The organism is Anaeromyxobacter oryzae (genome assembly GCF_023169945.1).
Lineage (GTDB): Bacteria > Myxococcota > Myxococcia > Myxococcales > Anaeromyxobacteraceae > Anaeromyxobacter > Anaeromyxobacter oryzae.
Genome location: NZ_AP025591.1, coordinates 484,435 through 508,997, shown reverse-complemented (window position 1 = coordinate 508,997; position 24,563 = coordinate 484,435). Strand labels below are relative to the sequence as shown.

Here is a 24,563-nt window from a genome sequence, read left to right as displayed (position 1 = left end):
CGCACCGGACCATATGGGTCATGGGATGAAGCCTGCGCTCGAGAGCACGTTGCGGCGCCCGGGAGCAGAGGGGGCGTCTGCGGATCGCGTCGAGGTGCTGCTCCGGGCAGCGCTCGAGCTCGCCGCCGCGCACGACCTCGGGGAGATCGCGGATGCCGTCCGGCGCGCCGCGCGCGAGCTGACCGGGGCCGACGGGGTGACCTTCGTGCTCCGGGAAGGCCCGCTCGTCCACTACGTCGACGAGGACGCCATCGCGCCGCTGTGGAAAGGGATGCGCTTCCCGGCGACGATGTGCATCTCCGGCTGGGCGATGCTGAACCGGCAGGCGGTGGTCGTCGAGGACGTCTTCGCGGACGACCGCATCCCGCACGACGTGTACCGGCCGACGTTCGTGAAGAGCCTCGCGATGGTCCCCGTCCGTCCGGAGGATCCCGTCGCCGCGATCGGTGCGTACTGGGCGCACCACCACCGCGCGACGCCCGACGAGCTCCGGCTGGTGTCGGCGCTCGCGGGGTACGCGGCCGTCGCGCTCGAGAACCTCCGGCTCGTCTCCGATCTGCGAGAGGCGGTCGCCGCCCGGGACACGTTCCTCGCGATCGCTGCGCACGAGCTGCGGACGCCGCTCGCCGCGCTCGCGCTGCAGGTTGGCATGGCGGAGCGCCGCGTCTCCGCGCCCGACGCGCAGCTCGACGGCGTCCGCGGCGCGCTCGACCGGATCTCGCGGACCGTGAAGCGGCTCGGCGGCCTCATCGAGCACCTCCTCGACGCGTCGATGGTCGGGCAGCACCGCATCCCGCTGCACCGCAAGGAGGTCGATCTCGCGGCCACGGTGCGCGACGCCGCGGAGGCGCTCGGCGATCCCGCCCACGCGGACATCCGCGTCGAGGCTGCGAGCGCCGTCGTCGGCCGCTGGGACGCGGAGCGCATCGAGCGGGCGGTCTACAACCTGCTCGCGAACGCGGTGAAGTTCGGGTCGGGACGGCCGATCGAGATCGCCGTGGCGGCGGTGAACGGGATGGCCCAGCTCACGGTCCACGACCGCGGCATCGGCATCCCCCCCGAGGCGCAGGCGCGGATCTTCGACCGGTTCGCGCGGGCCGTCCCGACCGCGAACTACGGAGGGTTCGGGCTGGGGCTGTGGCTCACGCGGCAGACGGTCGAGGCGCACGGGGGAACGATCGCGGTGGCGAGCGCGCCGGGCGAGGGTGCGACGTTCACCGTGAGGCTCCCGCTCGCGGCCTGATCGGTGCCTCGCGCATGAGACGCTACGCGGCCTTCCTCCGGGGCGTGAGCCCGATGAACGCGAAGATGCCGGAGCTCCGGGAGGCCTTCGAGGTGGCCGGCTTCACCGAGGTCACTACCGTGCTCTCGAGCGGCAACGTGATCTTCACCGCGCGGGCCACCCCGGGTCCGGCGCTCGAGCGGAAGGCCGAGGCGGCCATGAAGACGCGGCTGGGACACGCGTTCCCGGCGATCGTACGGGAGCTCGAGTCGCTCCGCCGGATGCTCGAATCGGAGCCGTACCAGGACTTCCGCCTGGAGCGCGCGGCGAAGCGCGTCGTGACGTTCCTGCGGGAGAAGCCCGCGGCCATCCCCGAGCTGCCGATCGAGCGCGACGGAGCGCGCATCCTGCGCATCGAGGACCGCGAGGTGTTCAGCGCCTACGTCCCGGGCCCGCGGGGGCCGGTGTTCATGGCGCTGATCGAGAGGACGTTCGGCAGGGACGTCACCACCCGCACCTGGGACACCATCGGGAGAGTCGCCAGGCAGGGTGCGTGAGCGACGAGGTCGTCACGACGACGCCAGCGAGGCCGCGGAAGAGCGCGCGGTTCTCCAGAGGGCGATACGGTGATGCGTCGTCGTCGACCTCGGTCATCGGTGGGCCTCGGGTGCGGGCGCGACGGACGCCCTCGGGTGAGGATTACGCGCGAAGCCGGTCCGCGCGGGGGCGTCGTGAGGGAGGCGTCCCGCCCGCCCGCCGCGCAAGAGAGGCTGCCGGCCAGCGGCCGCGCGTTATGACTCTCCGGGAACCACATGCCGACGGGCGCGCCCGTCCGGGGGGATCTCGCCCCATGCCGCGTTCGTCGACGGTCGCATCCTCGCTCACCGCCGCGCTCGTGCCGTTCGAGCGTGCTCTCCTCGAGTTCGTGCGGTAGCCCGTCGCGATGCGCGTCCACCTCGTCGACGGCACGTTCGAGCTGTTCCGGGCGCACTTCTCGCCCCGAAGTCCCGCCCACCGGGCCGCGGCGGGGTGGGAGGCGAAGGCGACCGTAGGCCTCGCGATCTCGCTGCTCGGGCTCCTGCACGACGCCGCCGAGGCGGTGACCCACGTCGCCGTGGCCTTCGACAACCCGATCCGCTCGTTCCGGAACGAGCTCTGGCACGCGTACAAGAGCGACGCCGGGGTGCCTTCCGAGCTTCGCGCGCAGTTCGACGCGGCGGAGGAGGCGACGCGGGCGCTCGGCGTGACGGTGTGGTCGATGCGCGACCTCGAGGCCGACGACGCGCTCGCCACCGGTGCCTTCCGCTTCCGCGAGGCGGTCGAGCAGGTCCGCATCGTCACGCCGGACAAGGACCTCGGCCAGTGCCTCGCCGGGCGGCGGGTGGTGATGGTCGACCGCATGCGCCGGCGCGAGCTCGACGAGGAGGGGCTCCTCGTCCGCCGCGGCATCCGCCCGGAGAGCGTGCCCGACTACCTCGCCCTCGTCGGCGACTCCGCGGACGGGATCCCCGGCCTCCCCGGGTTCGGGGCGCGGACGGCGGCGCGCCTGCTCGGCGCCCACGGGAAGCTCGAGGGCATCCCCGCCGAGCCCGCGCGGTGGCCGGCGGCGATCCGCGGCGCGACCCAGCTCGCGCGAACGCTCGAGGCCGGACGCGACGCCGCCGCCCTGTACCGGCGCCTCGCGACCCTCGTCACGGACGCGCCGCTCGCGGAGTCGCTGGAGGACCTCCGCTGGCGGGGCATCCCGCGGGCCGACTTCGAGCGGTGGTGCGCCGCGGTGGACGCCCGTCCGCTCGTCGCCACGCTCGACGGGCGGAACGCCCGGTGGTCGGACGGCTGACCTCGGCGTCCGACGCCCGGCGAGGCCACGCCGCGGTCGTCGAGCCGACCGCGCGCGCCGACCTCACGGAAGCGCTGCGACGAGCTTGCGGAAGTCGCCCTCCGGGAACGCCCTGAAGGTCTCGGTCCGCACGTTCCCCAGCGAGCCGATCGCGAGGAGGATCTTCGCCGCCGTCTCGTCGTCGGGCACCTCCGAGATGACGAGCATGTCGTAGGTACCCAGCAGCAGGTAGAACTGCTTGAGCTCGCCTCCGGCCTGCTGGAACGCCTTCTTCGCGGCATCGACCCGCTTCGGGCCGTCCTTCACGGTCCGGATGCCTTGATCCGTGTAGCGCAGCAACGAGACGTACGTCGCCATCTGCTGCCTCCTTCCTCGTTCCGGAACCACCACGCCGTCAGCAGAGGACCTCGGGAGACAGGTCCTCCGGGCGTTTCGCGCCGGTCATGACCGCGACCGTCTCCGACATCGTGATCTTCTTCGGGTTCACCACCGCGGCGCGCCTGCCCAGGCGCGCGATGTGGATGCGGTCGGCGATCTCGAACACATGGGGCATGTTGTGGCTGATGAGGATCACGGGGAGCCCGCGATCGCGGACGCGCCGGATCAGCTCCAGCACCATGTTGGACTCCTTCACGCCGAGCGCCGCGGTCGGCTCGTCCATGATCACGACGTGCCGCGCGAAGGCCGCGCTGCGCGCCACCGCGACGCCCTGGCGCTGGCCGCCCGACAGCGTCTCGACCGTCTGCTTCATGGAGCGGATGCCGATCTGCAGCTCCTTCATGTGGGCGACGGCGCGCGCCATCATCTCCTTCTTGTCGAGCATCCCGAGGAGCCGGCCGAGCAGTCCGGTCCGCTTGACCTCACGCCCGAGGAACAGGTTGTCGACGATGGTCATCGCCGGCGCCACCGCGAGGTCCTGGTAGACGGTCTCGATCCCCTGGCGCCGCGCGTCGAGCGGCGAGGTGAAGTGGACCGGCTTTCCGTCGAGCAGGATCTCGCCCGCGTCCGGCACGACGGCGCCGGACAGCGCCTTGATGAGCGACGACTTGCCGGCGCCGTTGTCGCCGATCACCGCGAGCACCTCGCCGGGCAGGAGCTCGAAGTCGGCGCCGTCCAGCGCCGTGACGTGGCCGTATCGCTTCACGAGGCCACGGGCGGCGAGCACCGGGGTCGGACGGGTGAGGGTGGAGGTCGCGATCGCCATGGTCAGCCCCTCCGGCGGGAGAGCTGGTCGGTGGTCACCGCCAGGATGACGAGGATGCCGGTGATGAGCACCTGGTAGACCGAGGAGACGCCCATCAGCGTGAGGCCGTTCCGGAACACGCCCACGATGAGCGCGCCGAGGAGCGTGCCCAGGACCATGCCGCGTCCGCCGAAGAGGCTCGTCCCCCCGAGCACCACCGCGGTGATGCTGTCGAGGTTGTCGGTCTGGCCGGCCTGCGGGTCGCCGACGCCGGTCCGGGCGACCAGCATCAGGGCGGCGATCCCGTAGATGAGCCCGGCGAACGTGTAGACGAGGAGCGTCAGCCGCGCGGTGCGGATGCCCATGAGCCGCGCCGACTCGGGGTTGTTCCCGAGGGCGTAGACGTGGCGCCCGGGGGCGGTCTGCCCGAGGACGAACCACGCGACGAGGTACATGAGGATCATGGCGACCGTGCCGTAGGTCACCTCGGTCTGCCCGATCCGGAAGGTGTTCCCGAGCGCGGTCATCTGGTCCGGCAGGCCGGAGACGCTCTGCGCCTGCGAGTAGAGCTGCGTGATCGCAAAGGCGATGTTGAGGGTGCCGAGAGTCACGATGAAGGGCGGCAGCCGCACGAGCGTGATGAGCGCCCCGTTCAGGAACCCGAACGCGGTGGACACCGCGAGCCCGCAGGCGATGGCGAGGTAGGGGTTCAGCCCGAGGTCCACCGCGAACTTCGTCATCACGATGGAGCCGAGCGCCATCACCATCCCGCAGGAGAGGTCGATCCCCGCGGTGAGGATCACGAGCGTCTGGCCGATGGCGACCACCCCGACCACGCCGACCTGCTGGAGGATCAGCGAGAAGTTCGGCCCCGCGAGGAAGCGGTCGGTCCGCCACGCGAAGAACGCGCACGCGAGCACCAGCGCGACGACGGAGCCGAGCGTCGCGAGCGACGGCAGCCGGGCGCGCTCGAGCCGCTCGGCGGCCGTCGTGGGGATCGGGGGAGACGCGAGCGGCGCGCGCGCGGTGGTGGCCACGGCTCACTTGCCCCAGCAGTTCTCGAGCCCGAACTTCGAGTCCTTGCTGTCGACGCCGGACTGCGGCTTGTCGGTGATGAGCGTGACGCCGGTGTCGGTGTAGCCGGACGCCTTCTTGCCGGTCTTCGCGTACTCGACCCCGGCCTCGACGCCGAGCGAGGCCATCTTGAGCGGGTACTGCTGCGAGGTCGCGCCGAGCGTGCCGTTCTTGATGTTCCGCACGCCGGTGCAGCCCCCGTCCACCGAGACGATGATCACGTCCTTCGCCTTGCCGGCGGCGCGCAGCGCCTGGTAGGCGCCGGCCGCGGCGGGCTCGTTGATCGTGTAGACGAGGTTGATGTCCGGCGCGCGCTGCAGGCAGTTCTCCATGGCGGTCTGGCCCTTCGCCTGGTCGCCGCCGGTGTCCTGGCTGCAGGCGATGCTCGGGTCGCCCTCCTGGATGCCGAACCCCTTCAGGAAGCCGTCGTGGCGGAGCTTGCCCACGGTGATGCCGGGCGCGAGGTCGAGGGTCGCGATCCGGGCCGGCTTGCCCTTCATCGCCGCCTTGGCCCACTCGCCGATGAGGACGCCCGCCTTGAAGTTGTCCGTCGCGAAGAGCGCGTCGGTCGCGTCCTGCGGTTCCGTCGGCGTGTCGAGCGCGATGACCAGCACGCCCGCGGCGCGCGCCTTCTTGATGGCGGGGACGATCGCCTTGGTGTCGCTCGGCGTGATGAGGATCGCCTTCGCGCCCGCGGTGACCATGTTCTCGATGGCCGTCATCTGGGTGGCGTTGTCGCCGTCGAACTTGCCCGCGGCGCTCATCAGCTTGGCGCCGTTCGCCTTCGCGGCCTTGTCGGCGCCCTCCTTCATCTTCACGAAGAACGGGTTGGTGTCGGTCTTGGTGATGAGGCCGACCGTGACGGTCTGGGCGCGGGCCGCAGAGCCAGCCGTCATCGCCAGGATCATCGCCGCGAAGCGCATCGGTGCGTTCATGTCGGATCTCCTCGAGGGTGCGGAGGTTTCACGGCCGGCGCACCCGGCGTGGCGGCTGACATACCGGCCGCTGCGCGGGTGCGGAACGCGGCGCGGGTATCCTTGATGGGCCATCCCGCGAGGTGCGGCCCCGCTCCACCCGGAGAGGGGGGCCGGCGGAGGGCCCGGCGGCCGGCACGCCGGCCTCCTCCGGTTGCGTCGCGCCGGCGCGGACTTGCACGGCATCGATCCGGTTCTTACTTAACCAACGGGTTAACAACGCCCACGGGACCCGATGCCGGACCGCCTCGACGCCACGCTCTCGGCCCTCGCCGACCCGACCCGGCGGGCGATCGTCGCGCGCCTCGCGTCGGGCGAGGCGTCCGTGGGCGAGCTGGCCTCGCCTTTCGACATGAGCCTCCCCGCCATCTCGAAGCACCTCAAGGTGCTGGAGCGGGCCGGCCTCATCACCCGGGGGCGCGACGCCCAGCGGCGCCCCTGCCGCCTCGTGCCCGTGCAGCTGAAGGCGGTGTCGGACTGGGTGGAGCAGTACCGCCGGTTCTGGGAGGAGAGCTTCGACCGCCTCGACGAGTACCTCCGCGAGCTCCAGCGCGTGGAGGCGAAACCCGGAGCACCGAAGGAGAGCGGACATGGCCGCAGGAAGCGTTGAAGCGGGCGCCGGAGCCGGCGCGTCGGATCGGGAGCTCGTCGCGGCGCGGGAGCTCGACGCCCCGCGCGACCTGGTGTGGACCGCGTGGTCCGAGCCGACCCACGTCGCACGCTGGTGGGGTCCGCGGGGCTTCACGAACACCGTCGAGCACATGGACGTCCGGCCCGGCGGCGCGTGGCGGTTCGTGATGCACGGCCCCGACGGGACCGACTTCAGGAACGAGATGCGGTACGTCGAGGTGGTCAGCCCGGAGCGGATCGTGATGGATCACGTCTCCGGACCGAACTTCCGGATGACCGTCACGTTCGCGGAGCGCGGCGGGCGGACGACGGTGACCGTGCGCATGACCTTCGAGTCCGCCGCGGAGCGGGACCGCGCCGTGGAGCAGTTCCATGCCGACGTCGGGCTGCGCGAGAACCTGGACAAGCTCGGCGAGTACCTCGGCGCGACGACCGCCGCCCGGCCGCCGGAGGAGATGGTCGTGACGCGCGTCCTCGACGCGCCCCGGCCGGTCGTGTTCGAGGCGTGGGCCCGGCCCGAGCACCTCGCGCGCTGGTGGGGGCCGCGCGGCTTCACCCTCTCGTCCTGCAGCATCGACTTCCGGCCAGGCGGCGCGTACCGGATGGTGATGCGCGGACCGGACGGCGCCGACTACCCGTTCCACGGCGTCTACCGCGAGATCGTTCCGCCCGCGCGCATCGTCTTCAGCGCCGTCATCGGCCCCGGGCCGGGGAACGCCGTCCGCACGGTGGTGACGTTCGAGGAGGAGGGATGGAAGACCCGGCTCACCGTGCGCCAGACGGTGCCCGCCATGGAGGGCGCCGCGCGCGGCCAGCGTCAGGGTTGGACCGAGAGCCTCGAACGGCTGGCGGACGACCTCGCGGCGCTCGGATGAAGCGCTCCTGGCCCTCCCCGCGGGTCAGCCGATGAACGCGGGGACGCCCGGAGCTCCGGCGGGCAGGCGTTCGCGCCGACCCAGGCGGGCCGCTCCGGAAGACGAGGGTCGCCTCACCCCGCGCAGACCGGAGAGTCCCCCTGCGCGTGTCACGGCGCCGCGGAGGCGACCTTCCCGTTGAACACGTCGGCGGCGCCGAGCACAACCTCACCAGCCGCTGTCCAGGGGGGCAGGAGTCCGGAGGACGCCCCCAGGAGCAGCGCAGGGAGCGGGGTCCCAGGGCATGTTCGACCTGACGGGGAAGACGGCGATCGTCACCGGCGGTGCAGGCGGAATCGGGCTCGCGATCGCGACCCTCTTCGCGGCGCGCGGCGCGAATCAGGTGCTCGTCGGACAGAAGGCGAGGGTGAAGGAGGTCGCCGCCAGCCTCCCGGGCGGCGACGCGCGCCACGTCGGCGTGATGGGCGACGTCGCGGACGCGCGGTCGGCGGCGGAGGTCGTCGACACCGCGCTCCAGCGCTTCGGACGGATCGACGTCCTCGTGAACAACGCGGGGATCTCCGTCGTGGAGAGCGCAGAGGTGCTCCGGGAGGCCGACTTCGATCGCGTGATGGCCGTGAACGTGAAGGGCCCATTCCTCATGTCGCAGGCCGTCGGCAAGGTCATGATCCGGCAGGGATCGGGCCGGATCGTGAACATCGCGTCCCAGGCCGGCGTCGTCGCGCTCGATCGGCACCTCGCGTACTGCACGAGCAAGTTCGCCCTCATCGGCCTGACGAAGGTGCTCGCGCTGGAGTGGGCGAAGCACGGCATCACGGTGAACGCCGTGTCCCCGACGGTCGTGGAGACGCCACTCGGGAAGCGCGTGTGGTCGGGGGAGGCCGGCGAGGCCATGAAGAGGAAGATCCCGACCGGCCGCTTCGCGCAGCCGGAGGAGATCGCGGCGGCCGTGCTCTACCTCGTCAGCGACGTCGCCGGCATGATCAACGGCGAGAACCTCGTCATCGACGGTGGCTACACGATCCAGTGATCGCGCCCGCCGCTCAGCTCGCGACGTCTCCGCCGTGCAGCAGCGCGGTCTGGCTCTCGGCGGCGACGTCGCCGCCGTGCAGCAGCGCGATCTCGCTCTCGACGTCGAACAGGTGAAGTGCCTCGGGCGCGAGGCCGAGCGCGACCTGCGTGTCGACGGTCGCCTTCACGTGCTGGTCGGCCACGGCCAGCACGAGGCAGCCGCCGATCTCGATCCCGACGTAGGTCTGGTCTCCCAGCCACTGGTTGGAGACGACGGTCCCGTAGACCCTCGGGACGCTGCGCCCGTTGGTCTCCCCCACGATCAGCTTGTGAGGTCGCAGCCCGACGTGGACGCGCTTTCCGTTCGGGACCCGGCCCCGGGCGCCGGGGGGCAGCGGGATGGCGAAGGCCCTCCGGCCTTGCTCGTCCTCCACGACGACCTGGAGCGTGCCGCCGTCGTCCGCGGTCTGGCCCTTCAGGAGGTTCATCGTCGGCTCGCCGATGAACGACGCCACGAAGAGGTTGGTGGGCCGCTCCTTCAGCTCCACCGGCGAGCCGAGCTGCTGCAGCACGCCCTCCGACATGACCGCGATGCGGTCCGCCAGCGCCATGGCCTCGGTCTGGTCGTGGGTGACGAACACCGAGGTCATCTTGTGCTCGATGAGGTAGTCCTTGATGCGCGCCCGCAGCTTCGCTCGGAGGTGCGGCTCGAGCTGTGACATGGGCTCGTCGAGCAGGAACACGTCCGCGTCGCGCACCAGCGCGCGGGCCAGGCTGACCCGCTGCTGCTGCCCGCCGGAGAGGTTGGGCGGGTAGAGCGGCAGGATGTCGGAGATCTCGAGCAGGTCCGCGATCATCCGCACCCGCTCGCTCGCCTTCTCCTTCGGCATCCTCCCGCGGAGGAGGCTGAAGGCGATGTTGTCGGAGACGCGGAGCGGGGGGTAGAGGGCATAGCCCTCGAACGCCATCGCCACGTTCCGCTCGGCCGCCTTGAGGTGGTGGATGGGCCGGTCGCCGACACGGATGGTGCCCTCGGTGACGGACTCGAGGCCGGCGATCATGCGAAGCGTCGAGGTCTTGCCGCAGCCCGAGGAGCCGACGAGCCCGATGATCTCGCCGTCCTTGACGCTGAGGCTGAAGTCCTTCACCGCGCGTGTGGGCGGGAGGTCCTTCTGCTGATACACCTTCGTGACGCGATCCAGGGTGAGCGAGGCCATAAATCGGGGATCCCCGTTCCGGGCGCTACAGCCGCGCTCCGGTCTTGGCGTCGAAGAACATGGTCCGTTCCAGGTCGAGGGTGGCCCAGCCCTTGCGGTGTCCCCGGGCCGTCGCGAGGGAGTTGTCCTCCGGCTGGCTCGCCAGGATCTCGGTCGCGTCCGGGGTCTTGAGCAGGGTGACCGTGCGCACGTTGAAGGGGGTCACCGCCTCGAGCTCCACCGGGATCCCGTTGGGCACCGGCTCGAAGCTCAGGCCCACGTCCTCGGGCCGGACGCCGAGCTCGCACTCGCGCCCGTCCAGCCGGTTTCGAGCCGCCCCGAGCGCCACGGGCTGACCGCCGATGACGGCGTGCACCTCGCCGTCGCCGTCGCGCGTGGGACGGATGCGGAAGAGGTTGATGGGCGGATCGCCGAACAGGTTCGCCACGCGCCGGTTCCTCGGCGCGCGGTAGACGGTCTCCGGAGTGTCGAGCTGCTCGAAGCGACCGTCGAGCAGCACGCCGATGCGATCGCCGAGGGCGAGGGCCTCCTTGTAGTCCTGGGTGACGTAGAGGACGGTGGACTCGAACTTCCGGAAGATGCGCGGCAGCTCGAGCCTCATCTCGTACCGGATCTTGGCGTCGACGTTCCGGAGCGGGTCGTCCAGCATCAGCACGGCCGGACCGTGCACCAGGCTCCGGCCGAGGGACGTGCGCTGCTTCTGCCCATTCGAGAGCTGCCGCGGCAGGTGGTCCAGCACGTGATCGATCCGCAGCAGCGTGGCGATGTCGTGGACGCGCTGCTTGATCTCCTGCTCGGGGAGCCTCCGCGCGCGGAGCGGGCTGGCGATGTTCTCGAAGGCGTCCATGTGCGGGTAGAGGGCGAAGTTTTGGAACGCCATCGCCACGCCGCGCTCCTCGGGACCCTGGTCCATCACGGAGCGACCGTCGATCAGGATCTGACCGGCGTCGGGCTCGAGCACGCCCGCGATGATGCGGAGCAGGATCGTCTTGCCGACGCCGGAGGGTCCGAACAGCACCACGCACTCGCCGCGCCCGACCTCGAGTGAGAGGTCCTCCAGGACCCGCTTCTTGCCGAACGCCTTCGAGATGCCACGGGCTTCCAGGTAGGCCATGACCGCTCACCCCTTGACCGCGCCGAGGCTGAGCCCCTCGACCAGGTAGCGCTGCGCGTAGAGCGCCAGCACGAGCGTGGGGATGATCGACAGCACCAGGGCGGCGGCGATCGTGCCGTACTGGATGCCCGACGCCGTGATGAACGCGAGCGCGCCGACCGTCACCGGCTGGACCTCGCTCGAGCCGAGGATCAGCGCGAAGATGAAGTTGTTCCACGCGAAGATGAAGGCCAGGAGCGCGGCCGCTGCGATGCCCGGACGCGCCAGCGGGATCGCGATCCGGGCGAGGCTCTTCCACCAGGGGTGGCCGTCGAGCCGGTACGCGTGCTCGATGTCGGGGCTGATGTCCTCGAAGTAGCCGCGGACGATCCAGAGGATGAGGGGCAGCGTGATGAGCTGGTACACCCAGACCAGGCCGAAGTAGGTGTCGTAGAGCCCGATGTCCTGGAAGTACAGCTGGAGCGGCAGGAGGATCAGGATGGGCGGCGCGAAGCGGAACGACAGCAGGGTGAAGGCGATGTCCTCGCCCAGCCGGAACTTGAAGCGCGCGAAGGCGTACGCCGCCGGCACCCCGAGCACGAGCGAGAGCGCCACCGAGCAGGCGCTGAGGAGGAAGCTGTTCCAGAGGTTGTGCATGTAGTCGGTGGTCAGCGTGCCGACCGACGTCTGGATCTCACCGGAGATGAGGGACGCGTAGTTCGCCAGCGTCGGCTTGAAGAACAGGCTCGGCGGGGTCCGCAGGATGTACTCGTTCGTCTGGAACGACATCAGGAAGACCCAGACGATCGGGAACAGGAAGAAGAGCGCCACCACCAGCAGCAGCACGCCCCGCACGATCTTCCGCAGCACGTTCTTGTCCATGCGGTCCCTCGCAGCGCCTAGGTCTGCCCGCGCGCCTTCGCGCGCAGCTTGAGCCAGTTCTTGATGAAGACGGTCGACAGCGCGTAGGTGATCGCCCACAGGACGATGACCAGCGCCGCGGACTTCCCGATGCTGCCGAAGGAGAACGCCTCGAGGTACGCCTGCACCTGGAACACGGTGAGCGTGTCGCCCGGACCGCCCTGCGTCATCGAGTAGATGATGTCGAACTGCTGCATGCTGTCGAGCATGCGGAACAGCGACGCCGTGAGGATGTACGGCGTGAGCATCGGCAGGGTGATCCGGAAGAACACGAAGGTGGGCGGCACGCCGTCCAGCTCGGCGGCCTCGAACGGCTGCTTCGGGAGCGCGCGAAGGCCGGCCAGCAGCAGGATCGTGATGAACGGCGTGTACACCCACGTGTCCACCAGGACGACCGTGAACAGCGCCGAGCGGGGCGAGGACGCCCACTTGAAGTCGTGCACGCCGAGGACGCTGACGAGGTAGCTCATGACGCCGAAGTTCGGGTTCGTCATGAGCTTCCACATCAGCGCGGCGATGGCGGGCGCGACCATGAGTGGAAGGATCAGGAGCACGCTCATCGCGTCGTTGATCCAGTTGCGCTCCCGGAGCAGGAGCGCGATCCCGAGCCCCAGGACGAGCTGTACGCCCACCGTGAACACGGTGTACTCGAGCGAGACCCGGACCGTGTTCCAGAACGAGCCGGAGACGAACAGGCTGAGATAGTTCTGGAACCAGATGAAGCCGCGCGCGTCGGGGAAGGCCAGGTTGTACCGCTGCAGCGAGTACAGGATCGCGGTGAAGAACGGGATGAGGATCCCGATGCACACCAGCAGGGCCGGCAGGCTCAGGAGGTAAGGCAGGACCCGCGTCAGGGTGATCCGCTTGCGCTCCACGCTGGCGCGACTCGCGAGAGGAAGTTCAGCCACTGGTCACTCCACGTGGGGCGGACGGCTGGGGCGCCGGTGTCACCACCGGCGCCCGTCCGAGTTAGATGCCCACCTCGCGCAGCTTGCCCTGGAGCGACTGCGCGAGCTTGTCGAGGCCTTCGTCGACCGGGATCTGGTTCGCGTACATCTGCTGCAGCATGGCCGCCCAGTCGGTGGTGAACTCGGGGAAGAGCTGCTGCGGCGTGAAGTAGATGCGCGACTGGCCGATCGACTTCTGGAACTGGTTCAGGTACCCGGGATAGCTCTTCTCGAGCCGCGCCTCGAACTTGGGGACCTTCCAGACCGAGTCGCGGACCGGGTCGACGAGGTCCGCGTTCACCGCGCCGAAGGTGGTGTTCTCGGTCCCGGACGCCCACTGGATGAAGTACCAGGCGGCCTCCTTGTTCTTGGAGAACGCGCTCATCGCGAGGGACCAGATCCACACGTTGGGGGTCGGCGCGCTGGCGGCCGGGTTGGGCGTGAACGGCAGGTACGCCAGGTGGCCGGCCTCCTTGGTGCCGCTGTTCTGGAAGTACCCGAGGATGTCCGCGTCGAAGATCATCGCGGAGTTCCCGGCGCCGAGGTCGTTCCCGACCTCGTACCAGGTGTACGTGGGCCAGTTCTTCGGGCCGCCCTTGCGGATCATGTCGACCCACATCTTGTGGAACGTCTTGCTCTCCGGCGTGTTCATCGCCGGGGTGAGCTTGCCGTTCTTCACCACGAAGTCCTTCTGGCCGTAGTTGGTGTAGGCCGAGAGGAACCCGGGGTGGATGGTGGCCCAGCTGCGGCTGCCGCGGACGCCGACGCCGTACATCTTGCCGCCCTGGCTGATCTTCGCGGCCTTCTCGATCATGTCCGGGAGGTTCGTCGGCGGGGTCATCTTCAGCTGATCGAACACCGTCTTGTTGTAGGCGACGTTGTTGATCTCGAACCCCCACGGGATGGCCCACTGCTTCGAGCCAGGGCCGCCCAGCTCGGACCCGGCCTTGCCGTCCCAGGCGGTGGACTTCCGCAAGTTCTCCGTGACGTCGTTCCAGTTGTAGGTGTCCGACGTGTACTTCGGGTCCTTGAGGTACTCGTTCATGTCGACGATCTGCCGGGCCGGACCGTACTTCCAGGTCTGGTACGCGCCGGTCATCAGCGCGTCGTACTGCGTGGACCGGCCGGCCAGCGCGGTCGTGACCTTGTCGAAGTACACGTCCTCCGGGAAGATGTCGTAGGTGACGTTGAGGCCGGTCAGCGTCTTGAAGTTCTCGAGGTTCTTCAGCATCGCGTCGACGTAGGGGTGCTTGTTCAGGAGCAGCTTGAGGCTCTTGCCCTTGAACTTCTTGAAGTCCGGGCCTCCTGCGGCGAGCGCGTCCGTCGCGAACGAGTTGAGGAGCACGCTCGTGGCCACCGCGCCGATGCCGAGCTTGGCCATCCGCTCGAAGAGCTCCCGGCGGCCCATCTTCTTCTCGTAGTACGCCTTGATCAGATCCTTCTTCCGGTTCGACATGAAGCCTCCCCGTCGTCCTGCATGACCCTGCGTCGTGCTGCGTTTGGCTGCCATCGAGCTGCACCACTGCTGCTGCGTACCGCTCGGCAACTCCCATGGGGTCGGACGTGAAGAGGACGGGTCTGGATGAGCTGCCGGTGTTCTCTCTCCTCCTGATGCCGCGCTCCGTGCATGGGCGTCCGCCTCACGTCGGATTCGCGAGCGCCACGAGCGCGGCGAAGCGGGTCTTCAGATCGGCGTACAGCCCGAGGTACTGCTCGTAGTAGCGATCGTAGACGGCGGCCTCGGCCGGGCTCGGAGGGTAGCGGCGGTACAGGTCGCTCGTGCCCACCCAGTCCACCAGCTGCTCCTCCTTCACCACCCCGAGGCCCACCGCGGCGAGCATGGCGTCGCCCAGCGCAGCCTCGCCCCCGGCCGCGGCGGCGAGGACCGTTCGCCCGGTCACGCTCGCCATGATGCGGCTCCACAGCTCGGACCTCGCGCCGCCGCCCACGACCGCCAGGTCCGGGTCGAGCGCGTATCCGGCGCGCTGGCCCGCCTCGACGTTGTGGCGCAGCGCGTAGGCCACGCCCTCGAGGAACGCCCGGTAGAGATGGGCGCGGGTGTGGAACAGCGTCAGCCCCACCACCGTCCCCCGAGCCCTGGCGTCCCAGATCGGGCTGCGCTCGCCCATGAAGTACGGCAGCACGACGAGGCCGTCGGATCCCGCGGGCACCTTGGTGGCCGCGGCGTCCAGGACGCCGTAGGCGGTGAGGCCTGCGCCACCCCGGGTCCACTCCTCGATCGCCCGTTCGCCCTGGCCCAGCTCGTCGCGGAACCACTTCGCGACCGCGCCGGCGGTGGAGGCGCCGCCGAAGGTGTACGTGGAGCGCTCGGGGTGCAGCACGTACGGCATGCTCACGAAGCCGGGCTCGCGAGGAGCCTGCTCGTGGATGAACCCCCAGCACATCGAGGTCCCCATCATCGCGACGTGCTGCCCGCCGCGGAACACGCCGGCGCTCAGGGTCGCGACGGCCGCGTCGACGCCGCCCGCGCACACCGGCGTCCCCTCGAGGAGCCCGGTCAGCTCCGCGCCGGTACGGTGGAGCTTGCCGACCACGTCGCTGGACGCGACCAGCCGGTCGGGGAGCTTGTCGCGCGGGATGCCCAGCGCCTGCGTGGTGGTGTCCGACCAGCGGCGCTGGCGGAGGTCGAAGACGCCGCCGATGTTGCCGGCGGACGAGAAGTCCACGGCGATGTCGCCCGTCAGCCGGTGGATGAGGAACGCGTTCGGCGGGAGCAGGTACCGGGTCCGGTGCCAGAGCTCCGGCTCGTGGTTCTTGATCCAGAGGATCTTCGTGAACCCGTAGTACGAGTCGACGCCGTTGCCGGTGACCGCGTACAGCTCGTCGAGCGGCAGCGCCGTCCGGACCCAGTCCGCCTCGGCCTGGGCGCGCCGGTCGAGCCAGATCAGGCACGGCCGCAACGGCTCGATGCGCGGGTCGACCGGGATCCCCGAGCCGCCGTACAGGCTGCTCACCGTCATCCCCAGCACCTGCCGAGGGGAGATCCCCGACCGCTGCACCGCCCCGCGGACCGCCCCGGAGAGCCCCTCCAGCCAGACCTGAGGCCACTGCTCGGCCCACAGCGGCCGCGGCGACAGGAACCCGTACTCCGTGGCGTGCTGCGCGACGATCTTCCCCGACGCGGTGGTCAGGACCGCCTTCGCTCCGGTCGTACCGGCATCCACGCCCAGCAGATAGGTCGTCTCGGCCACGGTGCTCCCCTCGATCGGGTTCCGTGTCGCGCAGGGTACTCAGGGCTCGAGCATGATCTTGATGCCCTTGCCGGCCAGCAGCTGGTCGATGCCTTCCTGGAACGCGCTCAGCGGCAGGCGCGTCGTCACGATGGCGTCCGGCTTCACCACGCCCCGGTACAGGTAGTCGATGGACCGCGGGTAGCAGTACGGCCCGAGGTGGGCGCCGTGGATGTTCAGCTCCTTGCGGTCGCCGATGATCGACCAGTCCGCGACGGTCTTCTCGCCGAACACGCCGAAGGCCACGAACGTGCCGAGCTTGCGGAGCATGTCCAGGCCCTGCACCACCGCGGGCGCGTAGCCGGAGGCCTCGATGAAGACGTCAGCGCCGTACCCGCCCGTGAGCGACTTCACGCGAGCGACCGGATCGGACTCCTTCACGTTGATGGTGACGTCCGCGCCGAGAGCCTTTGCCTTCTCGAGCCGCTCCGCCTTCACGTCGGTGACGATGATCTGCCCGGGGTGCTTGAGCTTCATCACCTGGAGCATCAGCAGGCCCAGGGTCCCCGCGCCGGCGAGCACCACCGTGTCGCCGAGCTGGATCTCGCCGCGCTCCACGGCGTGCATCGCGCAGGCGAGGGGCTCCACCAGGACGCCGGCCTCCCGGCGGATGTCGCCCGGCATCCTGTGCACCCGGGCGTGCGGCCCGAATCGCATGTACTCCGCCCAGGAGCCCTCGGCGACCTCCCGCTGGAAGCCGTAGATGTCGTGCTTCTCGCACATCCAGTACTGGCCCCGCGCGCAGTACCGGCACCGATCGCAGGGGTAGATCTGCTCGGCGATGGCCTTGTCACCGACCTTCACGCCCCACTTCTCGGCGGCGCCCTCACCCAGCTCGACGACCGTGCCGAAGAACTCGTGCCCCGGCGTGACGGGCGGCTTGAGCCAGCCCTGGAACATCTCGGCGCCGGTGTAGCACTTTCCGTCGCTGCCACAGATCCCCGTGGCGTCGATCCGGACGATCGCCTCGCCCGGACCGGCCGCGGGTCTCGGGAGCGTCTCGAGCCGGTAGTCCTTCGGACCGTAGTTCCGCACCGCCAGCATCGTGTCGTTCACGGCTCCGCTCTCCTCTCGTGGATCTCCCGACGGTCGGCCACGCCTCGCGGCGCGACGCGACGCCGGTTCTCTTCGCCTCCGACCTTCGCCGCTTCCCCTTGCCTCCATGGAGCTCGATGCGCGGCGGCGCCGTGGAGCCCCGGACGATCAGGCGTGGCAGCACCCGGACGGTGGTGGGCTCGGCCCGGGTCCCCTCGAGCAGCCGCAACAGGAGCGCCGTCGCCTCGCGCGCCATGGTCTTCTTGTCCTGCTGCACCGTGGTGAGCGGGGGGATGCACAGGCGGCTCATCTCGATGTCGTCGAAGCCCACCAGGGACATGTCCTGGGGGATGCGGATCCCGAGCTCGAGCAGGCTCCGCCAGGCACCGACGGCCACGATGTCGTTGGTGGCGAAGATCGCGGTCGGCGGCGGGGCGTCGCCCTCCATCAGCCGCCCCACCTCGTAGCCGAGCTCGATCGCCTGCGGCCCGGTCAGCTTCCGGACCGGCTCGATCACCTGGCCCGCCCGCCGGAGCTCGTCCAGCACCGCGGTGAAGCCCAGGATCCGCTCGCGGACGTTCGTGTCGGACGGCTGCCCCGCCAGGATCGCGTAGCGACGATGCCCCAGGGCGGCGAGGTGACGGGCCGCGAGCCGCCCGCCGAGCCGGTTGTCGGTGGTCACGGAGCGCTGGCCCTCGACGCCGCGGTCGATGCAGACCAGCGGCACCACGAGCCGCTCGAACCGGTCGCGCGGCGGCCGGTCGGCGTGGATGAGCAGGATGCCGTCGACCTGCCGGTTCTCCAGGTTGTCGAGGTGCTGCCGCTCGCGCTCGGGGTCCTGGGAGGAGTCGCAGAGCAGCGTCTGGAAGCCCTTCTCCCAGAGCGCGTGCTCCACCGCGCGCGCGATCTCCGCGTAGAACGGGTTCGAGATGTTGGGGACCACCAGCCCCACGCTCTGCGTCCGGCGCGAGCGGAGGCTGCGCGCGCCGAGATGGATGCGGTAGCCCAGGACCGTGATGGCCTTGTCGATCTTGCGGGCGGTCTTCGGCGAGACGCGGAACGAGCCGTTCAAGTGATTCGAGACGGTGCCGACGGCGACGCCGGCCACCCTCGCTACGTCCTTGATCGTGACCCTGGCGCTCATCGGTTCGCCCGAGCTGCCTGCGCCGACGCCTTGAATCGTTTCAACGCGAACGGCGGCAGGCTTCCACTTCTTTCGACGTGCTGCAACACCTCCGTCCGGAGCACCTCCCGGAGGCGGCGGCCGTACGCCCGCTCCGGGTCCCTCCCCGCGAGCGCCCACGCACGCGCCGGGAGAGGCGCGGTCCGTCCCCCGTTCGAACGGGATCAGCCGCGGGTCGCCGTGCGCCGCTCGTACTCCCGGATGCGCTCGACCTTCGGCCCGGAGCGGGCGGGCTCGAACTCGGAGTCGAGCCAGGCCTTCACGATGCTCTTGGCCAGCTCGGGCCCCACGACGCGCGCCCCGATCGCGAGGATCTGGGCGTCGTTGCTCTTGCGGGCGCGCTCGGCGGAGTACGTGTCGTGCGCCTGCGCAGCCCGGACGCCGGGCACCTTGTTGGCGCAGATGGCCATCCCGATCCCGGTGCCGCACATGAGGATCGCCCGCGGGAACTGCCCGGCGGCCACCTTCTCGGCGACGGCGAAGGCGATGTCCGGGTACTGCACCGGGCGATTGTCGAACGTGCCGAAGTCCTCGACGGTGTGATCCAGCTCCACGAGGTACTTCTTCACCAGTTCCTTCAGGTCATAGGCCGCCTCGTCGCAACCGATGGCGATCTTCATCCCTGATCCTCCGACGCGCGGTGTCATCCAGCGGTGCGCGCGTGGCGCTGCGGCGAGCACCCGCCGGCTACCCTTTGTGTCCCAAGCGGCGGTGTCAAGTCGACCGCGCTCGCGAGGCCCTCGCCCGTCTGCCCCGCAGGGCGGGAATGGCGAAGACACGTCCCGGGAGACACGTTGACAGGTCGCTCGCCAGAGGTTCACGTTCACGCGATTGAATCGTTTCGATCGCGAGCGCCTCGCGAGTGCGAGCGCTCGCTCCGGCCCCACCTCGGGAGGCGCCCGTGACCACGAGTCGAGACGGAGCTCGAGTCCCGGGTCCACCGACGGCGGGTAGACGATCCAGCGCGCGCGACGACGCGCGGAGGGAGGCGGCATGAACCGGATCTTCAACGACCCCGACCTCGTGGTGGAGGACATGCTGCGGGGCTGGCTGCAGGTGCACTCGGACCTCGTCGCCGCGGCCGAGAACCGCCGCGTCGTGAGGCACGTCCGGGCGCCCATCGCCGGCAAGGTCGGCGTCGTCACCGGAGGCGGCTCGGGTCACGAGCCGGCCTTCCTGGGCTACGTCGGAGACGGCCTGGTCGACGCCGTCGCGGTCGGGGAGATCTTCTCCTCGCCCACCGCCAAGAGCTTCTTCGACGCGTTCAAGGCCGCCGACGCCGGGAAGGGCGTGGCCTGCCTCTACGGCAACTACGCCGGCGACAACATGAACGTGAAGATGGCCATGAAGATGGCCGAGAAGGAGGGCATCCGCGTCAGGACCGTCGTCGCCAACGACGACGTGCCGTCGGCACCGAGGAGCGACCGCGAGAAGCGGCGCGGGGTGGCCGGCGAGATCCTCATGTGGAAGGTGGGGGGCGCCAGGGCGGCCATGGGCGGCAGCCTCGACGAGGTGATCACCGCCGCCCAGAAGGCCATCGACAGCTGCCGTTCCATCGGAATCGGCCTCTCCGCCTGCACCATCCCGGCGGTCGGCAAGCCGAACTTCGAGATCAAGGACGGCGAGATGGAGGTCGGCATCGGCCATCACGGCGAGCCGGGCATCAAGGTCGTGAAGACGACCTCGGCGAACGCGATGGCCGACCTCATGCTCGAGACGGTCCTGCCCGATCTGCCCTTCGAGGCGGGGATGGAGGTCGCGGTGCTGCTGTCGGGGCTCGGCGCGACGCCGATCATGGAGCTCTACATCCTCCAGGCCCGGGTGGCCGAGATCCTCGCGTCGAGGGGCATCCAGATCAGCCGCCATTTCGTGGGGAACTACTTCACCTCCCTGGACATGATGGGAGTGACGCTCACGGTGATGAAGCTGGACGACGAGCTGAAGGCGTGCCTCGCGTACCCCTGCCGCTCGGTCGGCATGACGGTCGAGGGGTGAACGGTGGACCAGGTCAGGAACGACGCCGCGGGTTTCGTCGTCACGGACCTCGTCGCGGTGATGAAGGCCAACCGGGCCTACCTCTCCGAGATCGACGGCGCCATCGGAGACGGCGATCACGGCATCAACATGAGCAAGGGCTTCGGCGCGGCGGGCGAGCGGCTGGCCGGGGCGCCGGCCGGGCTCTCGCAGGCGCTGGCGACGCTCGGTGAAACGCTGATCGAGGGCGTCGGCGGCTCGATGGGGCCGCTCTACGGCAACTTCTTCGGGGCGATGGCCGAGGCCGTCGGGAAGCGCGACGTCGTCGACGCGCCGACCTTCGCGGCGATGCTGGACGCCGGCCTGGCGGCGATCCAGGAGATCGGCGGCGCGAAGGTCGGGGACAAGACGCTCCTCGATGCCCTCGTCCCCGCGCGTGACGCGTTCGCCGCCGCGCTGGCGGCCGGGCGGTCGTTCTCCGACGCGCTGGACGCGATGGCGGCAGCCGCCGAGAAGGGCAAGGAGTCGACGCGAGACCTGGTGGCCCGCGTCGGGCGCGCCAGCAGGCTCGGGGAGCGCTCGAAGGGCGTCCTCGACGCGGGGGCGACGTCGTGCGCGCTGATCCTGGGATCGATGGCCAGATCCCTGAAGAGCCAGCTGTAGGTGCAGATCGAGTGGGACGGACCGGTCGAGGAGCCGGGCTTCGAGCAGGACGTGAAAGGAGCACCCCATGAGCGACACGATGGTTGCGGTACGGAATTACGCCCCGAGGGACTTCAGGGTGGAGAAGATCCCCCGTCCCACCGCCGGCCCCGGCGAGGTCATCATCAGCATCGACGCCGCCGGGATCTGCGGCAGCGACGGCAAGACCTTCATCGGCGCCGAGTCGTTCTGGAACTCGTGGGTGAAGGCCCCCGTGGTGCCCGGCCACGAGTTCTTCGGGACCGTGGTGGAGCTCGGGGAAGGCGCCGCGGAGAAGTGGGGAATCCAGAGCGGCGACAAGATCATCGCCGAGCAGATCTACCCCTGCGACAAGTGCCGGTTCTGCCAGCGCGGGCAGTACTGGATGTGCGAAGTGCACGACATGTATGGATTCCAGAAGCACTGCAACGGCGCCTGGGCGGAGTTCATGAAGCTCGGCCCCCGCTCGCGCATCCACAAGATGCCGAAGGACATCAAGCGCGACGCCGGAGTCCTGGTCGAGCCCCTCGCCTGCGCGATCCACGCCGTGGAGCGGGGCGAGATCCAGCTCGGCGACACGGTGGTGCTGGCCGGCGCCGGGACCCTGGGCCTCCTGATGCTCCAAATCATCAAGCTCAAGAACCCCGGGCAGATCATCGTCACCGACGCGAAGCCCGAGCGGCTCGAGAAGGCCAAGGCCCTCGGCGCGCACGTGACGATCAACGTGAAGGAGACCGACCCCGCCGCCAAGGTGAAGTCGCTCACCGACGGCTACGGTGCGGACGTATTCATCGAGGCCACCGGCTACGCGCCGGCGGTGGTGCAGGGCCTCGACCTGCTCCGCAAGCTCGGCACCTTCGTCGCGTTCGGCGTGTTCGGGGACAAGACCACGGCGGACTGGTCCATCATCGGCGACCGCAAGGAGCTGAACATCCACGGCGCGCACCTCGGGCCCTACTGCTACCCGAAGGCGATCGACTATCTGTACAAGGGCATCGTGCAGCACGAGCACGTGGTCACCACGCACCTGCCGCTGGTCGAGTTCCAGAAGGGACTCGACGAGCTGCTCTCCGGCAAGGGCGTGAAGATCATGCTGCAGCCGCACGCGTAGCGCCGCTCTGCACCCGCGTCCCCTCTCCGTCCGCGGCGCGACCACCGCGGCCGCGGCGGAGCCGGGGGACGCGCCGCGGGAGGAGACGCCTTCCGCGAGACTCTAGGGCTTTCGCGGTTCCGCGCGTGCTTCCCGAGCGGCACGGTCGTCGCACCTGCGCCCCATCCCATCCAAGGAGGGGCGCACATGTTCCCGAGAACCGTCTCCGCCGCTGCAGTCGCACCACCGGATCCGACTCCCGATCTCCCCGGGTCCGGCCCCATCCGCCGCGCAGAGGCGCGCGCAGCCGATCGGCTCGAGCCGGGGGTCCACGCCGCGCCGCTCTCCGCCGTCGCGTCGCGCCCGCCCTCGGACCCGGTATCGCTCGCGGGGCTCGCCGCCTGCGTCGGCGACGCCCGCGCGGCGGCCCTCTCGCCCGCGGACGGCCCTCCGGATCCGGCGACGTTCGCCGCGCTCCGGGCGCGGCTCGAGAAGGCGCGCGCGAAGCTCCCGCCGGAGTACCAGCGAGCCGTCGTGGACCCCCTGCTGCGGACGCTCGACGGCCTCGGCCCCCGCGGGTTCGCGCGGGTGCTCGCCGAGGATCCGGAGCGCGAGGGCGACGCGGCGCTCCTGCTCGACGTCGCGCAGGCGGTGCTGCAGCACGGAGAGGGCTACCAGGCTCGCGCGACCTCCGCGTTCCAGGAGGTCGTGAGCGATCTCTACGAGGGGTTCCTGTCCGCGGAGGACCGGCGCGGCGTGAAGCCGCCGGATCGCGGCGTGCTCCCGCCGCTCGTCCGCTGGGGGAGCGCCGAGGACGGGCCGTACACGTGGTCCGCGACTGCCACCGCGTCGCTGGAGGTGGGCGCGCCGATCGTGAGCCTGCCGGCGGCGAACGCATCGGGCGGGCTGCTCGCGTGGCCGGCGCTCGCCCACGAGACGGCGGGGCACGACATCCTCGAGGCCGACGACGGGCTCCGGGACGAGCTCGCAGGCGCCGTGCGGGACGGCCTCCTCGCCGAGAGGATGGACCCGTCCCTCGCGGACTACTGGGCGGACCGGATCGACGAGACGGCGGCGGACGTCCTCGGAGTGCTGAACATGGGCCCCGCGGCGGCGGTGGGGCTCGTCGGCTACTTCCGGGCGCTGAACGGTGCGTGGAACGGGACGCCGTCGCTCCGGAACGTGGGCTCGCCGGAGGACCCGCACCCGGCGGACATCGCGCGCGCCTACCTCGCGGCGGAGACGGTGCGGCTCCTGTCGTTCAAGGGGGCGGCGAGGTGGGCGGACCGGCTGGTCGCGGAGGCGGATCGGGACCTCGGGCGGATCCGCCTCGGGGACCTCGCCGTCACGGCGGGCGTCGCGAAGGCGTCGGCGGCCGTGGTCGCGCGGGCGATCGTCCGGACCCGGCTCGGAGCGCTCGAAGGACGGGCGCTCGGCGACATCCAGGACTGGCGCGATGCGGACGAGGCGATCGTCGCCGACCTGCGGCGGGCGCTGAAGGAGGGGGAGGGGAGCGGCGGCGCGGGCAGGTACGCCGAGGGTGCCTACGCCGCCCACGCGGTCGCGGCGGGGGTGTACGAGGCGGTCGCCGGGACCTCCGACCCGGCGAAGGCCATGAGCGGGATGATCGGCGTGCTCGCCGAGATGAGCGCCGCGACCTCGCGGGGCGACCTGGCGGCCTAGCTGCGCAGGGATTCACGCGCGGGGCCCGCGAGGTCCTCGAGGACCTCGCGGGCGTCCGGATCGGCGCCGAGCACCGACGTGGGCAGCCGCCGGAGCGCCAGGTCGGCGAGCTGCGCCATGCCCGGCAGGTCCTCCGGGATCCAGAAGCGCGTGCCACGCGTCGTCGTGACGTAGAACCACCGCTGGACGGGGTTGTAGACGACGCGCGCGACGTCCCGCCAGCCGACGCGGCGTCGCATCAGCACGCCGACCCGCTCCAGCCCAGTGTCGTCGGCGACGAGGCGCGACCGGAACGCGGAGAGGAACTGGTGCACGCTCACGGAGAGCGCCAGCACCGTGACGACGGCGCCACCTGCGAGCGAGGCCGCGCCCATGCGCCCCAGCATCCAGGAGCGCGCCGTCACGCTCGCGATGAGTCCGGTCGGGAAGAGCGTGCCGACGCCGAGCAGCAGCGCGTACTGGCGCGGGGGGCGCAAGACGAGCTGCCCGTCGACGAGCGGGACGGGCCCGGGCACCGGGAGCGGACGGCGACGCCACAGCGCGCGGGCGCCGATCAGCACGAGGACCATGACTGCAAACGCGACGGAGCTCTGGAGCACCGGCCCACTCTGCCCGTTCCCGGGCGGCGCGTGAAGCAGGAGTCCCTCGCCCGGCGTCCGCGGGAGGGCGCGGCTGCCGG

At 70.5% G+C, this 24,563-nt stretch carries 24 protein-coding genes; 10 read left to right on the top strand and 14 right to left on the bottom strand.

From position 1 onward, the window contains the following. The first annotated feature begins 25 nt into the window (after window positions 1–25). From AMOR_RS02135 to AMOR_RS02125, 3 genes are all read left to right on the top strand, one after another. Window positions 26–1,243: a sensor histidine kinase gene (locus AMOR_RS02135; protein WP_248357960.1), complete on the top strand. Its 1,218-nt coding sequence runs from the start codon at window positions 26–28 to the stop codon at window positions 1,241–1,243. 14 nt (window positions 1,244–1,257) lie between these two features. Beyond that, a complete protein-coding gene (locus AMOR_RS02130) occupies window positions 1,258–1,779 on the top strand; it encodes a DUF1697 domain-containing protein (RefSeq protein WP_248357958.1) in 522 nt (173 codons plus the stop codon). Window positions 1,780–2,165: 386 nt separating this feature from the next. Further along, window positions 2,166–3,062, top strand: coding sequence for a 5'-3' exonuclease (locus tag AMOR_RS02125; RefSeq protein ID WP_248357956.1), 897 nt, complete (start codon window positions 2,166–2,168; stop codon window positions 3,060–3,062). 63 nt (window positions 3,063–3,125) lie between these two features. On the opposite strand, the gene AMOR_RS02120 is transcribed toward AMOR_RS02125, so the two are convergent. The 4 genes from AMOR_RS02120 to AMOR_RS02105 are packed head-to-tail and all read right to left on the bottom strand — an operon-like array spanning window position 3,126 to window position 6,254. After that, a complete protein-coding gene (locus AMOR_RS02120; RefSeq protein WP_248357954.1) occupies window positions 3,126–3,419 on the bottom strand; it encodes a GYD domain-containing protein in 294 nt (97 codons plus the stop codon). A gap of 37 nt (window positions 3,420–3,456) precedes the next feature. Beyond that, window positions 3,457–4,266 carry an ATP-binding cassette domain-containing protein gene (locus AMOR_RS02115; protein WP_248357952.1) on the bottom strand — a complete coding sequence of 270 codons (810 nt, stop codon included), beginning with the start codon at window positions 4,264–4,266 and terminating at the stop codon, window positions 3,457–3,459. Window positions 4,267–4,268: 2 nt separating this feature from the next. Beyond that, on the bottom strand, window positions 4,269–5,282 hold the full coding sequence (locus AMOR_RS02110; protein WP_248357950.1) for an ABC transporter permease: 1,014 nt from the start codon (window positions 5,280–5,282) through the stop codon (window positions 4,269–4,271). Window positions 5,283–5,285: 3 nt separating this feature from the next. Continuing rightward, complete coding sequence (locus AMOR_RS02105) at window positions 5,286–6,254, bottom strand: sugar ABC transporter substrate-binding protein (protein ID WP_248357949.1); 969 nt, start codon at window positions 6,252–6,254, stop codon at window positions 5,286–5,288. A 274-nt stretch (window positions 6,255–6,528) separates the two neighbouring features. Here AMOR_RS02105 and AMOR_RS02100 point away from each other — a divergent pair, with 274 nt between their 5' ends. From AMOR_RS02100 to AMOR_RS02090, 3 genes are all read left to right on the top strand, one after another. Next, the gene (locus AMOR_RS02100) at window positions 6,529–6,903 is read left to right on the top strand and encodes an ArsR/SmtB family transcription factor (protein WP_248357948.1); all 375 of its coding nucleotides are present in this window, start codon (window positions 6,529–6,531) and stop codon (window positions 6,901–6,903) included. Then, window positions 6,884–7,798 (top strand): SRPBCC domain-containing protein, encoded by a 915-nt coding sequence (locus AMOR_RS02095; protein WP_248357947.1) that lies wholly within the window; start codon window positions 6,884–6,886, stop codon window positions 7,796–7,798. Before AMOR_RS02100 ends, AMOR_RS02095 begins: the two co-directional genes overlap by 20 nt. Window positions 7,799–8,081: 283 nt before the next feature. After that, window positions 8,082–8,828 carry a GolD/DthD family dehydrogenase gene (locus AMOR_RS02090; RefSeq protein WP_248357946.1) on the top strand — a complete coding sequence of 249 codons (747 nt, stop codon included), beginning with the start codon at window positions 8,082–8,084 and terminating at the stop codon, window positions 8,826–8,828. A 13-nt stretch (window positions 8,829–8,841) separates the two neighbouring features. Here AMOR_RS02090 and AMOR_RS02085 read toward each other — a convergent pair whose 3' ends face one another. From AMOR_RS02085 to rpiB, 9 genes are all read right to left on the bottom strand, one after another. Beyond that, the gene (locus AMOR_RS02085) at window positions 8,842–10,026 is read right to left on the bottom strand and encodes an ABC transporter ATP-binding protein (protein WP_248357945.1); all 1,185 of its coding nucleotides are present in this window, start codon (window positions 10,024–10,026) and stop codon (window positions 8,842–8,844) included. Window positions 10,027–10,051: 25 nt separating this feature from the next. Next, the gene (locus AMOR_RS02080; protein WP_248357944.1) at window positions 10,052–11,140 is read right to left on the bottom strand and encodes an ABC transporter ATP-binding protein; all 1,089 of its coding nucleotides are present in this window, start codon (window positions 11,138–11,140) and stop codon (window positions 10,052–10,054) included. Window positions 11,141–11,146: 6 nt separating this feature from the next. Then, on the bottom strand, window positions 11,147–12,001 hold the full coding sequence (locus AMOR_RS02075) for a carbohydrate ABC transporter permease (protein ID WP_248357942.1): 855 nt from the start codon (window positions 11,999–12,001) through the stop codon (window positions 11,147–11,149). Between the two features lie 17 nt (window positions 12,002–12,018). Continuing rightward, a complete protein-coding gene (locus AMOR_RS02070; protein WP_248357940.1) occupies window positions 12,019–12,915 on the bottom strand; it encodes a carbohydrate ABC transporter permease in 897 nt (298 codons plus the stop codon). 94 nt (window positions 12,916–13,009) lie between these two features. Next, window positions 13,010–14,443 (bottom strand): ABC transporter substrate-binding protein, encoded by a 1,434-nt coding sequence (locus AMOR_RS02065; RefSeq protein ID WP_248357938.1) that lies wholly within the window; start codon window positions 14,441–14,443, stop codon window positions 13,010–13,012. Between the two features lie 184 nt (window positions 14,444–14,627). After that, the gene (locus AMOR_RS02060; RefSeq protein ID WP_248357936.1) at window positions 14,628–16,199 is read right to left on the bottom strand and encodes an FGGY-family carbohydrate kinase; all 1,572 of its coding nucleotides are present in this window, start codon (window positions 16,197–16,199) and stop codon (window positions 14,628–14,630) included. Window positions 16,200–16,238: 39 nt separating this feature from the next. Then, window positions 16,239–17,177 (bottom strand): zinc-binding dehydrogenase, encoded by a 939-nt coding sequence (locus tag AMOR_RS02055; protein ID WP_248362660.1) that lies wholly within the window; start codon window positions 17,175–17,177, stop codon window positions 16,239–16,241. Beyond that, window positions 17,065–18,417 carry a LacI family DNA-binding transcriptional regulator gene (locus AMOR_RS02050; protein ID WP_248357934.1) on the bottom strand — a complete coding sequence of 451 codons (1,353 nt, stop codon included), beginning with the start codon at window positions 18,415–18,417 and terminating at the stop codon, window positions 17,065–17,067. The genes AMOR_RS02055 and AMOR_RS02050 overlap by 113 nt, the downstream gene beginning before the upstream one ends. A gap of 203 nt (window positions 18,418–18,620) precedes the next feature. After that, entirely contained in the window at window positions 18,621–19,076 is a 456-nt protein-coding gene (rpiB, locus tag AMOR_RS02045) for a ribose 5-phosphate isomerase B (RefSeq protein ID WP_248357932.1), read from the bottom strand. 373 nt (window positions 19,077–19,449) lie between these two features. On the opposite strand from rpiB, the gene AMOR_RS02040 reads away from it, so the two are divergent. The 4 genes from AMOR_RS02040 to AMOR_RS02025 all read left to right on the top strand — a co-directional run bounded on the left by AMOR_RS02040 (window position 19,450) and on the right by AMOR_RS02025 (window position 23,884). Continuing rightward, window positions 19,450–20,451, top strand: a complete 1,002-nt coding sequence (locus tag AMOR_RS02040; protein WP_248357930.1) for a dihydroxyacetone kinase subunit DhaK — start codon at window positions 19,450–19,452, stop codon at window positions 20,449–20,451. A gap of 3 nt (window positions 20,452–20,454) precedes the next feature. Continuing rightward, the gene (gene dhaL, locus AMOR_RS02035; RefSeq protein WP_248357928.1) at window positions 20,455–21,093 is read left to right on the top strand and encodes a dihydroxyacetone kinase subunit DhaL; all 639 of its coding nucleotides are present in this window, start codon (window positions 20,455–20,457) and stop codon (window positions 21,091–21,093) included. A 67-nt stretch (window positions 21,094–21,160) separates the two neighbouring features. Then, window positions 21,161–22,222 (top strand): zinc-binding dehydrogenase, encoded by a 1,062-nt coding sequence (locus AMOR_RS02030; RefSeq protein WP_248357926.1) that lies wholly within the window; start codon window positions 21,161–21,163, stop codon window positions 22,220–22,222. Between the two features lie 186 nt (window positions 22,223–22,408). After that, window positions 22,409–23,884: a hypothetical protein gene (locus tag AMOR_RS02025; RefSeq protein WP_248357923.1), complete on the top strand. Its 1,476-nt coding sequence runs from the start codon at window positions 22,409–22,411 to the stop codon at window positions 23,882–23,884. Here the strand turns inward: AMOR_RS02025 and AMOR_RS02020 are convergent. Next, complete coding sequence (locus tag AMOR_RS02020; protein ID WP_248357921.1) at window positions 23,881–24,483, bottom strand: PH domain-containing protein; 603 nt, start codon at window positions 24,481–24,483, stop codon at window positions 23,881–23,883. The genes AMOR_RS02025 and AMOR_RS02020 overlap by 4 nt on opposite strands. Window positions 24,484–24,563 lie beyond the last annotated feature (80 nt).